This is a genomic window from Colwellia sp. MT41 (assembly GCF_001444365.1).
In the GTDB taxonomy this organism is placed as follows: domain Bacteria; phylum Pseudomonadota; class Gammaproteobacteria; order Enterobacterales; family Alteromonadaceae; genus Colwellia; species Colwellia marinimaniae.
The window spans coordinates 533,630-546,533 of the sequence record NZ_CP013145.1; the positions used below are offsets into that span (position 1 = coordinate 533,630).

Here is a 12,904-nt window from a genome sequence, read left to right on the forward strand (position 1 = left end):
CCGTGTACGGGGTTGGGGATTTTAATCGCGGGGTTATAAATTACCGCGTACGGTGTTATCGGGCATATGTAGACGGGATTTTAATCTCGCTTTTATGTAGGGCTTTTAATCGTACATTTTGTAGGTGCGAACAAGTTCCCGCCTACGGGTTATAAATTCCCGTAGGCGATGTTACAGGGCATATGTAGGCGGGATTTTAATCGCCGTGTACGGGGTTAGCGGACGTATGTAGGCGGGATTTTAATCGCGCGGGAATGATTTTAGTAAAAGGTAAGAGAAATGAAATATTTAGTTACCGGCGCGGCCGGTTTTATTGGCCATTTTGTAGCACAACGTTTATGTGAACAAGGCCATAGTGTTGTTGGACTTGATAATTTAAACGATTATTACGAAGTCAGTTTAAAGCATGCTCGTTTAGCCAATTTAGATAAATTTGTCGAGTCTGGTTTATTTACGTTTGTTAAAATGGATTTAGCCGATAGAGCAGGTATTGCAACACTGTTTTGTGATGAAAAATTTGACCGTGTTATTCATTTAGCCGCACAGGCAGGTGTACGTTACTCTATCGAAAATCCAATGGCGTATGCAGATAGTAACTTGATTGGGCACTTAACTATTTTAGAAGGCTGTCGGCATAATAATGTGCAGCATTTAGTTTATGCATCATCTTCTTCTGTGTATGGGTTAAATTCAAAAGTTCCTTTTGCAACCTCGGATACGGTTGACCACCCGGTGTCACTTTATGCGGCGACTAAAAAGTCTAATGAATTAATGGCTCATAGCTATTCGCATTTATATAATATACCCACCACAGGTTTGCGATTTTTCACTGTTTATGGCTCATGGGGTCGCCCTGATATGGCTCCTTACATTTTCACTAAAAAAATATTGAATGGCGATACCATCGACATTAATAATAATGGTGATATGTGGCGTGACTTCACTCATGTAAATGATATTGTTGAAGGCGTTATTCGTATTGCCGATGTGATCCCAGAGCGTAATGATAAATGGAAAGTTGAGAGTGGTAGCCCTGCTACTAGTTCAGCACCCTATTCAATATATAATATTGGTCACGGCTCACCGATTAGATTAATGGACTTTGTTAAAGCTATTGAAGATGAATTAGGCATTGAAGCGAAGAAGAATTTCCGTGAAATGCAGGCTGGTGATGTCTATCAAACCTATGCTGATACTCAAGACTTGTTTAAGGTGACAAATTATACCCCTAAGATCACAGTAAAAGAGGGTGTTGCTGAGTTTGTCGCTTGGTATAAAGACTTCTATAAAACATAAATATAAAATATAACAGACAGAGGAAGTTGAATAACATGAAAGCTGTAATACCTGTCGCAGGTTTAGGTACACGTATGCTACCTGCTACTAAAGCGATACCAAAAGAAATGTTGCCCATTGTTGATAAACCAATGATTCAATACATAGTGAATGAGTGTGTTGCTGCCGGCATTAAAGAAATCGTTTTAGTGACGCATTCATCTAAAAATGCCATTGAGAATCACTTTGATAAATCTTTCGAACTTGAAACTACCCTAGAAAACCGGGTGAAACGTCAGTTACTCGAAGAAATTCAGGCTATATGCCCTAAGGGCGTTACTATTATGCATGTACGTCAAGGTGAAGCAAAAGGCCTAGGTCATGCGGTGTTAAAAGCACGTCCAATCATTGGTGACTCACCGTTTGTTGTGGTATTACCTGATGTTATTTTAGATGATGCTACCAGTGATTTGAAAACTGAAAATTTAGCAGCAATGTTAGCTCGCTTTAATGAAGTTGGCCATAGCCAAATTATGGTTGAACCCGTTCCTATGGCAATGGTGAGTAATTATGGTGTTGCAGATTGTGAAGGTCACCAACTTGCTCCAGGTGAATCAAAAGCGATGACTGCTGTTGTGGAAAAACCGCCTGTAGATGAAGCGCCTTCTAACTTAGCCGTTGTTGGGCGATATGTCTTATCAGCGAAAATTTGGGACTTGTTAGAATTTACCCCTCCGGGTGCTGGCGATGAAATTCAACTGACCGATGCAATTGCTATGTTAATGAAACTTGAAACCGTAGAAGCGTTTCATATGACGGGTAAATCACACGATTGTGGTTCTAAGCTTGGTTATATGAAAGCGAATGTTGAATATGGTTTACGTCACCCTGAGTTAGGAGATGATTTTAGGGCTTATTTGTCTGAATTGATGGCATAAAAACGACTGATTTCTTACACCAGATCCTGGGTTTTATTTCAGTATCTGGTGTTTGTGTTTGCTGCTTTAAACTCGCTCAGAATGACGGCGTTTGGTTCAGGGAAATAGTGGCTTGTTCAAGGTGACTGTTATTAGTGGTATCACAAGATAAGTAACTCTTTACAGTTTGATTATATCTACAAGGTTTAACTCCTTAATAAATAATAAATAATAAATAATAAAAATATGGATATTTCTTCTTTATCGCAATTATCAAAAGTTGCACAATCTCGCTCAATTATTTCTTTATTCTCTGGTGATGCGGACCGCGTTGAAAATTATTCTATCAGTACTTCAGGTCTTTACCTCGATTTCTCTAAACAAAATATTACTAACGAAGAGCTAAATCAACTTTTTGAGTTAGCTACAACGTCGAAATTAGCAGATAAAATTAAAGCACAGTTCTCTGGTGAAATGATTAACAACACCGAAAATCGCGCAGTACTTCATACCGTTCTTCGCTCTCCTGATGAAATCAAACGAAAAATACTCGGTGCTAACGCTGACCAAGTTATTGCCACTGAGCAGTACATGCATGAGATTGTTGATGACATTAGCTCTGGGGCATTATTATCCGCCTCAGGTGAAAAGTTCACCGATATTATTGCCATTGGTATTGGTGGCTCTTATTACGGCATTAAAGTGGCGCTTTCTGCGTTAACACCTTTCCATATTACGGGTTTGAATGCCCATGTTATCGCCAATGTTGATGGTGCAGCCGTTGAAGAAAAATTAACTAAGCTCAACGCGGCTACTACGCTTGTTGTTGTTATTTCTAAAACATTTACTACTCAAGAAACCCTGTTGAATGCACTCGCCGTTAAAAACTGGATGCTTAAGAATTCTGCGGACGCTAGTATTATTGAAAAGCAATGGTTTGCCGTTAGTACTAATATTGTTAAAGCTACTGAGTTTGGTCTTTTAAAGAAAAATATTTTACCTATGTGGGATTGGGTAGGTGGACGCTTTTCTCTTTGGTCTGCTGTAGCGTTACCGCTGGCATTAGTTATAGGGAATGAAAATTTCAAAAAACTCAAGCAAGGTGCTTATGAGATGGATCAGCATTTTCAAAACACACCCTTTGAGCAGAATATGCCCGTATTGATGGCATTACTAGGTATTTGGAATCGTAATGCCTTGCAGTATTCAAACTTAGCTATTTTACCCTATGACCATTCTTTACGGGCTTTACCCGGTTACTTACAACAAACGGATATGGAGAGTAATGGTAAGTCTGTGTCAAATTCAGGCGAAAAGCTTGCTTGGAAAACTGCGCCGATAGTTTTTGGTCAGGAAGGTACAAACGCACAACATGCATTTATGCAATTGATGCATCAAAGTGATGAAATTATTCCTACTGATTTTATTGTTTGTTTAAAAGGGACTAGCGACTTACCAGCACATCATCAAATACTTGTTGCTAATTGTTTTGCACAAAGTGAAGCGTTGATGCGCGGTAAAACAATAACCGAAGTTGAAGATGAACTTGCCGCCGCAGGTGTTATGAGTGAAGAAATTTCTCGCCTTGCTGCTCATAAAACAATGAAAGGTAACACGCCAAGTAATACCTTATTACTTGGCGAAATGTCCCCTGAAAACTTAGGCGGATTACTTGCGCTTTATGAGCATAAAATTTTTGTTCAAGGTGTTATTTGGCAGTTGAATTCTTTTGATCAATGGGGCGTTGAATTAGGAAAGCAACTAGGGAACATTATTCTGTCTGCGATGAATGGTGGCGACACATCGATGCTGTCTGCCTCAAGCCAAAACTTAATAAAACGTTTTAATCTTTCCCTTAATAAATCATAAGCATTGAACTAAGTACAAGGTCGGCGATAGTTGATCGCATCATGCTGTTATTGAAATAGCGGAGTAGGTAACAATTTAGTTGCAGTATATATGTGCAATAACTTAGCAACTTGGTTTATAATGCCAGCCTTATGAAGGGAAGTAGATGTTAGTAATAAAAGGAAGCTGTAAGTGTCGTTGATTAAGTCTGTTTTGAGTTTACCCCGGCCGTATAAACGTGCCATTTCGTTGTTAATAGATTCAGTATTTTTATTTTGTGCTTTTTGGCTAGCATTTTTTATGCGCCTGGAAAGCTTTTCTCCGCTATTTAATCCAGATTATTGGCTCATTTTTGCCGGTGTTTTACCGTTAAGTTTACTCGCTTTTGTAAAATTAGGTCTTTATCGGGCCGTATTGCGTTATATGAATGTGCAAGTGGTCTCGGCTATCATCGCGGGTAGTTTTATTTCTGCGGTGTTTTTTGTGCTGTTTTCCTTCTTATTCACTGCGTGGACTCCCAGAACCGTACCCTTTATCTTTATGTGCCTGTGTCTAATATTTGTTGGCGGCTCAAGGTTATTTGTGCGGATGTTAATAGGCCACCAGCGTTGGCATAAAAAGTCTTCGGTATTAATTTATGGCGCTGGCTCTTCAGGCAGGCAGTTGGCAACGGCATTAACACAAGGGCCTGAATATCACGCGGTGGCTTTTATTGATGATGATAAAACCTTGCATGGGCATAATATTCAAGGTTTACGGGTGTATTGTGCGGATGAAATTCCGGAACTCATTGCCACTAACAACGTTGAAAAAATACTGTTGGCCATGCCTAGTGCTTCAAGATCGCGGCGCAAAGACGTATTAAGTAAAATTGACTCACTTGGCGTGCAAGTATTAACGATTCCTGGTATGGCTGATATAGTGCAAGGAAAAACCAAACTTGAAGAGTTTAAAGATGTTGGTGTTGAAGATTTACTCGGGCGTGATGCTGTTGCCCCAAAACCTGAATTAATGAATGCTGATATTGCCGGTAAAGTGGTTATGGTTACTGGCGCGGGTGGCTCTATTGGCTCTGAGTTGTGTCGTCAAATTATTCAATTGAAACCCACTAAACTAGTGTTGTTTGATCTATCAGAATTTGCTTTGTACACCATTGATAAAGAGCTTAATGAGTTTAAGCAAGCGCATGACTTAACTGTGGATATATTTCCGCTTATGGGCTCAGTGCAAAGAGTGAATCGTATTGAAACCGTGATGAAAAGCTTTGCCGTACAAACGGTGTACCATACTGCAGCATACAAGCATGTGCCTTTAGTTGAACATAATGTTGTTGAAGGTGTTAGAAATAATATATTTGGTACCTACCGTGCTGCTAGGGCCGCTATTAATGCCAAGGTAGAGACCTTTGTGCTGATTTCTACCGATAAAGCGGTAAGGCCTACCAATATAATGGGCACTACTAAGCGTATGGCTGAGTTGATTTTGCAAGCGTTAGCTAAAACCCAAGATTCGACCCGTTTTTGTATGGTGCGTTTTGGTAATGTTTTAGGCTCTTCTGGCTCGGTAGTACCACTGTTTAGAAAACAAATTCGTGCTGGCGGTCCAGTGACATTAACGCATCCTGATATTACTCGTTACTTTATGACTATTCCGGAAGCTGCTCAGCTAGTTATTCAAGCGGGCGCTATGGGTAAAGGCGGAGATGTCTTTGTCTTAGATATGGGCGATTCAGTTAAAATAATTGACTTGGCTAGTAAAATTATTCACTTAAGTGGTTACTCTATTAAAGATGCACAAAATCCTGAAGGTGATATTGAAATAAAATGTACCGGCCTTAGACCCGGTGAAAAGCTTTATGAAGAGTTATTAATTGGTGATAACGTTACTGGTACTAACCATGAACGTATTATGTCAGCACAAGAAGTGATGCTTGACTGGCATGAGTTAGAGCCGCTGTTAGATAAGCTTGATAATGCCTGCCATGAGTTTGACCATGAGTTAATTCGTGAGATATTACTTAAGGCGCCAACAGGATTTAATCCTACCGATGGTATTTGTGATTTGGTTTGGCAACAGAATGAACAGAAGCCGTTAAGAACCGCTGACATTATTGAATTGAAAGTAGCTAACTCCCCAGTAAATTTGTAGGCGGGATTTTAATCGCGCATTTTTGTTGGCGTGATTTCAATCGCGCATTTTTGAAATCACGAACAGGTTTCTATTATTCTTTAAATCGCGAACAAGTTCCCAGCGCGAATAAATTCCCGCTACAGGTTACGGGTATATGTAGCCTACGGTTTCAAATTACCGCTTACGGGGCATATGTAGGCGGGATTTCAATCGCGCTTTTTTGAAATCGTGAACAAGTTTCTATTATTCTTTAAATCGCGAACAAGTTTCTATTATTCTTTAAATCGTGAACAAGTTCCTAGCGCGAATAAATTACCGCTTACGGGGCATTTGTAGGCGGGATTTCAATCGCGCATTTTTGAAATCGCGCATGATTGTACAGGGGATATTTCCATTTTATTTTAAATAAATACAATCCCAGAAGGCATAATCACTAATATTGTCAACCAAGCCTGCTCTTAAGGGATTGGCAACAATATACCTTGCTTGACTAATTAGATCATCTTCACTCTTTATATGATGTTCGTAATAATCAGCTTGCCATACTTTACCTTGTTTGTTTTTTTGTATGTTGATCGCTTGCGCACTTCGTCCTTTCATACGTTTAATTACTTCTGCTAGAGAATGTTTTTCTAATAATTGAAACTGCCAATGTAGGTGATCTGGCATTAGTGTATAGCAGATAGTTTTGATAGCCTGCTCATCTTCGAGTTTTAATAATTGCAGAATAACTAGTTGTGCGCTTGCTAGCTCAGTGAAAAGGCATTCTCTATTGTTGGTTATACACGTTATAACGTAATAATGAAAAGGTTGAGATATTCTGCCTTTTCGTAAAAGATGAGAGCGACGCATAATAATTCCATTTATTTAATCGTTGTATAAGTTTAGTACATTGGGATTTTTATGTAGGCGGGATTTCAATCGCGCTTTTTGTAGGATTTAAATCGTGTATTTTGTAGGTGCGAACAGGTTGCATATTCTCATGCATAGCGATCACCTAATACCATCTAAGCCGATCACCTAATACTATCCATCGCGATCACTCAATACCATCGATGCCGATCACTTTTCGGTCAAAATGGTATTGAGTGATCGGCTTGAATGGTATCGTTCAATTTTTACACTTTTTTGTCTAACCAGTAGGTGTTTTTAACCGTTATCCTTTTCATTTTTGATGATGAGAATAACCATGCCAACGGCACCTATTTCAATGCGTAAACTTAAAGAGATTTTAAGACTAAAATACGACTGTAAACTCAGTCATCGAAAGATAGCAAACAGCTTATCAATTTCACCGTCAATTGTGTCTAAATATGCCTGTAAATCAGCAGAGCTAGGGATCACTTGCTGGCCGCTTGATGAGAAGTGGGATGATCACTCCCTGCAACAAGCGTTCTTCAAAACAAAACCTAGATTAAAAGGTTTGCCGTACAAACGGTGTACCATACTGCAGCATACAAGCATGTGCCTTTAGTTGAACATAATGTTGTTGAAGGTGTTAGAAATAATATATTTGGTACCTACCGTGCTGCTAGGGCCGCTATTAATGCCAAGGTAGAGACCTTTGTGCTGATTTCTACCGATAAAGCGGTAAGGCCTACCAATATAATGGGTACTACTAAGCGTATGGCTGAGTTGATTTTGCAAGCGTTAGCTAAAACCCAAGATTCGACCCGTTTTTGTATGGTGCGTTTTGGTAATGTTTTAGGCTCTTCTGGCTCGGTAGTACCACTGTTTAGAAAACAAATTCGTGCTGGCGGTCCAGTGACTTTAACGCATCCTGATATTGCTCGTTACTTTATGACTATTCCTGAAGCGGCTCAGCTAGTTATTCAAGCGGGCGCTATGGGTAAAGGCGGAGATGTCTTTGTTTTAGATATGGGCGATTCAGTTAAAATAATTGACTTGGCTAGTAAAATTATTCACTTAAGTGGTTACTCTATTAAAGATGCACAAAATCCTGAAGGTGATATTGAAATAAAATGTACCGGCCTTAGACCCGGTGAAAAGCTTTATGAAGAGCTATTAATTGGTGATAACGTTACTGGTACTAACCATGAACGTATTATGTCAGCACAAGAAGTGATGCTTGACTGGCATGAGTTAGAGCCGCTGTTAGATAAGCTTGATAATGCCTGCCATGAGTTTGACCATGAGTTAATTCGTGAGATATTGCTTAAGGCGCCAACAGGATTTAATCCTACCGATGGTATTTGTGATTTGGTTTGGCAACAGAATGAACAGAAGCCGTTAAGAACCGCTGAGATTATTGAATTGAAAGTAGCTAATTCCCCAGTGAATTTGTAGGCGGGATTTCAATCGCGCTTTTTGTAGGCGGGATTTCAATCGCGCATTTTTGAAATCGTGAACAAGTTTTTATTATTCTTTAAATCGTGAACAAGTTCCTAGCGCGAATAAATTCCCGCCTACAGGTTACGGGTATATGTAGCCTACGGTTTCAAATTACCGCTTACGGGGCATTTTGTAGGCGGGATTTCAATCGCATTGGGATTTTTATGTAGGCGGGATTTCAATCGCGCATTTTTGAAATCGCGAACAGGTATTGGCGCGAACAAGTTCCCGCTTACAGGGCATATCTCCATTTTATTTTAAATAAATACAATCCCAGAAGGCATAATCACTAATATTGTCAACCAAGCCTGCTCTTAAGGGGTTGGCAACAATATACCTTGCTTGACTAATTAGATCATCTTCACTCTTTATATGATGTTCGTAATAATCAGCTTGCCATACTTTACCTTGTTTATTTTTTTGTATGTTGATCGCATGGGCACTTCGTCCTTTCATACGTTTAATTACTTCTGCTAGAGAATGTTTTTCTAATAATTGAAACTGCCAATGTAGGTGATCTGGCATTAGTGTATAGCAGATAGTTTTGATAGCCTGCTCATCTTCGAGTTTTAATAATTGCAGAATAACTAGTTGTGCGCTTGCTAGCTCAGTGAAAAGGCATTCTCTATTGTTGGTTATACACGTTATAACGTAATAATGAAAAGGTTGAGATATTCTGCCTTTTCGTAAAAGATGAGAGCGACGCATAATAATTCCATTTATTTAATCGTTATATAAGTTTAGTTCATTGGGATTTTTGTGTAGGCGGGATTTTAAGCACATTGGGGTTTTTGTGTAGGCGGGATTTCAATAGAGAATTTTAGAAAGTGTGAATGAGTTCAACGTGAACTGATACAGCGTGAATAAGTTCAAGTGCTGCGCGAATAAATTCCTAAGAGATGCGCGAACAAGTTCCCGCCTACGGGTTCAAATTACCGCGTACCGGGTGTATGTAGGCGGGATTTCAATCGCGCTTTTTTGAAAGTGTGAATGAGTTCAACGTGAACTGATACAGCGTGAATAAGTTCAAGTGCTGCGCGAATAAATTCCTAAGAGATGCGCGAATAAATTCCCGCCTACAGGTTTAAATTACCGCGTACGGGTTATGGGTACAAGTTCCCGCCTACGGGTTAAAACTGTTTATCTATTCTGACATTGCCGTTGGCAAGGTAAATCATTCTTACCGCATCTTGCTGATGAAAGACCATCTGTTGATCATAGTCTTGAATCACCATAAATTGCTGGCAGTGTTGCTCGGCACAATCAAGCTCTATCATTAATTCTACTAGGTGGATAACTACCGTTTTACCTTGGCTACGATTGTTGGCAATAGAGCCACCAATAACCGCGCCTAGTACCGTGGCTATATCACGGCCACTACCACTACCAAATTGATTACCAATGGCGCCGCCAATCAATGCGCCACCAAAGGTTTTCCAACCGCTATTTTTATCTTGTCGCAACTCTTGCTGACTAATATTTCTAGTCGAGATTACCGTACCAAAAAGTACTTTTTCAACCGGTACGGCTTTGTTTCTGTCATAGTCAGCGTAACTTGACGGACTAAAGCAGAACATCAATAGGGTTAAACTTGTTAATAATAGCGATTTCATCGTTTTTCCTTAGCTAGTGCTTTGTCGCTGCTTACCAGCTAACAAATTCTTTTTCTTTGGTTTTACGAATTTCTGTTTCATCAGCCCATTCTACTAGGCCACTTTCTAGATCCATTAACCGTAAGGTGAATTTGTAATAAACGTCTGATTGATCTTTATTAGACTTAACAATGCTGGCTAAGTTGCCATAAAGCATATATTGCGCGCCCACTTGTTTACCTAATTGCATGGCTTTATTGGTATCAACCATGCCACTGTTTTGTTGGAATTCTAGTTGTTTACGGGCTGCGGCGACACGGTCCATATCAACAAAGCGAAATTTTCCTGAGCGTAGTAATTTAGTCGCAATAGAATCAGTGATTGATTCGGTATCGATGTGTTCACTGGTTTTATTTTTGATGCTTTCAACAAAAATAATAGGGCGAGAGTTTGCGGTTAAGGTGCCAACCACAGGGGATAGTAATAAGGAGTCTGTCATTTGACTGGCAACTTTTTGTAAGTCGGTTGAGCCAAAACTTATATCCGTTGTTTCTATTGCGGTGGCATCGCCATAACGTACGACGGATTTATTGCTACAGCCGGCAACAAGAGTAAGTGTTAAGGCAACACTGGTGATCATAATAAGTTTTTTCATTTGAATTTCCTTTTACATGGGTAATGTTAATTAGGTATTGCTAAATCGTTTATATTGCCGTCATACCCTAGGTGTCTTGTCGGGTAGCCAGCTTTAAATGTTACGAACTAAAATTTAAAAAATTTCTCCGGCACTGCCCGCACATAGAGGCTAAATGAAGCGACCTTAGTTGTTGGAGCTAAGCCAGGTACGGTTGCGGTTTGCATACCGTGTAAATCAAGGAATTGCCAAGGGCTTTTACCCGCTTCAATGACAAAACCGTCGTTATCAAACCATTGAAATTGATATTGTAGCTGTAATGATTTTTTATAGGTGCTGGTGAGTGATAGGTTTATCTCGAGTAAATCATTATGGCTTCGTGATCTAATATCACTTATATGGAGTTTTTTGCCTAACTCAGCATTGTCTAGCTGTAAGTGTTTACTGAATTTTTGTCCTGGGGCGATTTGATCACTGCCCATGCCTGAAGTCACGGGAGGTACATTTTTACAAGCACTAAGCAATAATGTGGTCGACAACGCTGCGACTAACAACAAGCTGCGTTTGTTTATCATTGTGGACCTAGCTGTGTTAATTGTCGCGGCAATAGTTGTCATCATGTTACTTTTCATTTTTTGATACTCCATGTTGTTAACTGGGCGTTGCTTTACAGGTTTATACTTTGATAATGAGTGTAACTACCAATGGCGGTTAATGTTATTAAGGTTTGCCTGCCTTCGTTGATTTCAAAGGTGACCGTGCTTTTGTTACCATTGATGTTCATTTCTACTTCATGTGTACCTGGGGCAAAATCCATGCGCAGTATATGTATGCTATCGGGTAGTGTACTCCAACTGCGCGTATCGGCTTTTTCTGAGGCAATATTATAAATGGCGGCGAGGATATTGCCGATGTCACCACCTTTGCGGCTCATTTGTTGCCTTATTTCTTCTTTGGCGATAAGGCGGATAACTTGTCTGGTGACAATGGCGGGCATTTCATCTTGCAGCTGTTTGGCGGCTAGGGATTGCAGGCGCACGATCTCTTGAGATTGATAGCGTTTGCCTTGATAACTTAATGATAGCCCTGAGTAGTGGCGCAAGCGATTTTGATATCGGGGTAGGGCGAGACTATAAAAGCGCACATCGTTATGGCTAGTAAATATAGGCAGGTGGATAGAAACTTCTTGTTTGCTATTGATAATGCCTTGCTCGACGAGCACAACTAACTGACCGCTTGGGCTTTTTTGCTGTGCTGTTTGGCTGATGCCTTGACTATAACCTTGACTATGACCTTGAGAAAGGCCTTTAGTGATGTCATCGGCAAAGCGTTTTTTAAAAAGTTGAATATCATTGTCCATAGCAAGACTGTTAGCTAAACGCCAAACATCTTGTTGTACCGTGACATTGCCTGGGTATATTTCTAATGCCTTTTTATAATCTATATAGGCATCATTGGCTTGCCCTGCGGCTTCATAGAGCACACCGGATAAATAAAAGGTGTAGGCATTTTGAAAGCCATTTTTTACCTCGCCAATAGCGGTGCTCATTGAGGGATATTTACTGGCTAAACTGGCCGCACTTACGCCTTTGTTTGCCATTTTTTGCTGACTATCATACAGTGCTTTTTGGTTCGCACGTAACGCTTTATTCTGCACCAAGTTAGCCCGTCTGATTTCTACTAAGGCACCGGATAAATCGTGCTGACTTAAGTAATTTAATGCTTGGTAGCTGTGCAACATACTCTGTTCATAGTAGGGAATGTCATAGCGGGTGGCATTGTCGTTACTGATGACAGCGGCGATATTTTCTAAGCCTCGACTCAGTTGGATTTTAGCCGCTTGCTCTGCTTGTTGAACGTGTCGATACACTTGAGCAAAGTCTTGCTGGCTTTGTTGATGCTGGCTGGCTAAAAACTCTAAACGGGCTTTTTCTAATAAACTTAAGTTGTAAGTGCCGTTACTTTCACTGCGCTCAGGTACTAACGCCAGTGCCTGTGAAAAATCACCACGTTGCTGAGCACTTTTAACCTTTTGCATTTGCTGGTTATAGTTACTAAATAGGTCACTAAATGAAGTGCTGGCACAACCGCTTAGTCCAAGGGATAATAGTATATAAAGGGATGTTTTTAAAAAAGTATTGAGCATTTTGTTAGCT

10 protein-coding genes and 2 pseudogenes are annotated in these 12,904 nt (G+C 40.0%); 6 read left to right on the forward strand and 6 right to left on the reverse strand.

From position 1 onward, the window contains the following. The first annotated feature begins 279 nt into the window (after positions 1-279). The 4 genes from CMT41_RS02275 (at position 280) to CMT41_RS02290 (ending at position 6,188) form a co-directional block, all read left to right on the forward strand. Positions 280-1,296, forward strand: a complete 1,017-nt coding sequence (locus CMT41_RS02275; RefSeq protein WP_058026228.1) for an NAD-dependent epimerase — start codon at positions 280-282, stop codon at positions 1,294-1,296. A 35-nt stretch (positions 1,297-1,331) separates the two neighbouring features. Beyond that, a complete protein-coding gene (gene galU, locus CMT41_RS02280) occupies positions 1,332-2,213 on the forward strand; it encodes a UTP--glucose-1-phosphate uridylyltransferase GalU (protein ID WP_058026229.1) in 882 nt (293 codons plus the stop codon). 225 nt (positions 2,214-2,438) lie between these two features. Then, entirely contained in the window at positions 2,439-4,061 is a 1,623-nt protein-coding gene (gene pgi / locus CMT41_RS02285) for a glucose-6-phosphate isomerase (RefSeq protein ID WP_058026230.1), read from the forward strand. 171 nt (positions 4,062-4,232) lie between these two features. After that, positions 4,233-6,188 carry a polysaccharide biosynthesis protein gene (locus CMT41_RS02290; protein ID WP_058026231.1) on the forward strand — a complete coding sequence of 652 codons (1,956 nt, stop codon included), beginning with the start codon at positions 4,233-4,235 and terminating at the stop codon, positions 6,186-6,188. Positions 6,189-6,566: 378 nt separating this feature from the next. Here the strand turns inward: CMT41_RS02290 and CMT41_RS02295 are convergent, their stop codons facing one another. Then, the gene (locus CMT41_RS02295; protein WP_057179557.1) at positions 6,567-7,022 is read right to left on the reverse strand and encodes an REP-associated tyrosine transposase; all 456 of its coding nucleotides are present in this window, start codon (positions 7,020-7,022) and stop codon (positions 6,567-6,569) included. A gap of 337 nt (positions 7,023-7,359) precedes the next feature. Here CMT41_RS02295 and CMT41_RS18455 point away from each other — a divergent pair. Next, a pseudogene (locus CMT41_RS18455) lies at positions 7,360-7,623 on the forward strand (IS21 family transposase); the annotation flags it as partial. Next, positions 7,584-8,477, forward strand: a pseudogene (locus CMT41_RS02300) (UDP-N-acetylglucosamine 4,6-dehydratase family protein); the annotation flags it as partial. The pseudogenes CMT41_RS18455 and CMT41_RS02300, both read left to right, overlap by 40 nt. A 297-nt stretch (positions 8,478-8,774) precedes the next feature. Here the strand turns inward: CMT41_RS02300 and CMT41_RS02305 are convergent. The 5 genes from CMT41_RS02305 to CMT41_RS02325 all read right to left on the reverse strand — a co-directional run bounded on the left by CMT41_RS02305 (position 8,775) and on the right by CMT41_RS02325 (position 12,894). Further along, complete coding sequence (locus CMT41_RS02305) at positions 8,775-9,230, reverse strand: REP-associated tyrosine transposase (protein ID WP_058026232.1); 456 nt, start codon at positions 9,228-9,230, stop codon at positions 8,775-8,777. A 422-nt stretch (positions 9,231-9,652) separates the two neighbouring features. Next, positions 9,653-10,135 carry a glycine zipper 2TM domain-containing protein gene (locus CMT41_RS02310; protein WP_058026233.1) on the reverse strand — a complete coding sequence of 161 codons (483 nt, stop codon included), beginning with the start codon at positions 10,133-10,135 and terminating at the stop codon, positions 9,653-9,655. A 31-nt stretch (positions 10,136-10,166) separates the two neighbouring features. Further along, positions 10,167-10,769, reverse strand: a complete 603-nt coding sequence (gene lpoB / locus CMT41_RS02315; RefSeq protein ID WP_058026234.1) for a penicillin-binding protein activator LpoB — start codon at positions 10,767-10,769, stop codon at positions 10,167-10,169. 107 nt (positions 10,770-10,876) lie between these two features. Then, positions 10,877-11,380 (reverse strand): YcfL family protein, encoded by a 504-nt coding sequence (locus CMT41_RS02320; protein WP_232299997.1) that lies wholly within the window; start codon positions 11,378-11,380, stop codon positions 10,877-10,879. 35 nt (positions 11,381-11,415) lie between these two features. Next, positions 11,416-12,894 carry a COG3014 family protein gene (locus tag CMT41_RS02325; RefSeq protein WP_058026235.1) on the reverse strand — a complete coding sequence of 493 codons (1,479 nt, stop codon included), beginning with the start codon at positions 12,892-12,894 and terminating at the stop codon, positions 11,416-11,418. Between the last annotated feature and the right edge of the window lie 10 nt (positions 12,895-12,904).

Excerpts from the sequence above, each read along its gene's own strand:
- CMT41_RS02305 (WP_058026232.1), bottom strand. The coding sequence starts at position 9,230 with ATGCGTCGCTCTCATCTTTTACGAAAAGGCAGAATATCTCAACCTTTT.
- galU (WP_058026229.1), top strand. The coding sequence starts at position 1,332 with ATGAAAGCTGTAATACCTGTCGCAGGTTTAGGTACACGTATGCTACCT.
- CMT41_RS02320 (WP_232299997.1), bottom strand. The coding sequence starts at position 11,380 with ATGAAAAGTAACATGATGACAACTATTGCCGCGACAATTAACACAGCT.
- CMT41_RS02275 (WP_058026228.1), top strand. The coding sequence starts at position 280 with ATGAAATATTTAGTTACCGGCGCGGCCGGTTTTATTGGCCATTTTGTA.
- lpoB (WP_058026234.1), bottom strand. The coding sequence starts at position 10,769 with ATGAAAAAACTTATTATGATCACCAGTGTTGCCTTAACACTTACTCTT.
- CMT41_RS02325 (WP_058026235.1), bottom strand. The coding sequence starts at position 12,894 with ATGCTCAATACTTTTTTAAAAACATCCCTTTATATACTATTATCCCTT.
- pgi (WP_058026230.1), top strand. The coding sequence starts at position 2,439 with ATGGATATTTCTTCTTTATCGCAATTATCAAAAGTTGCACAATCTCGC.
- CMT41_RS02295 (WP_057179557.1), bottom strand. The coding sequence starts at position 7,022 with ATGCGTCGCTCTCATCTTTTACGAAAAGGCAGAATATCTCAACCTTTT.
- CMT41_RS02310 (WP_058026233.1), bottom strand. The coding sequence starts at position 10,135 with ATGAAATCGCTATTATTAACAAGTTTAACCCTATTGATGTTCTGCTTT.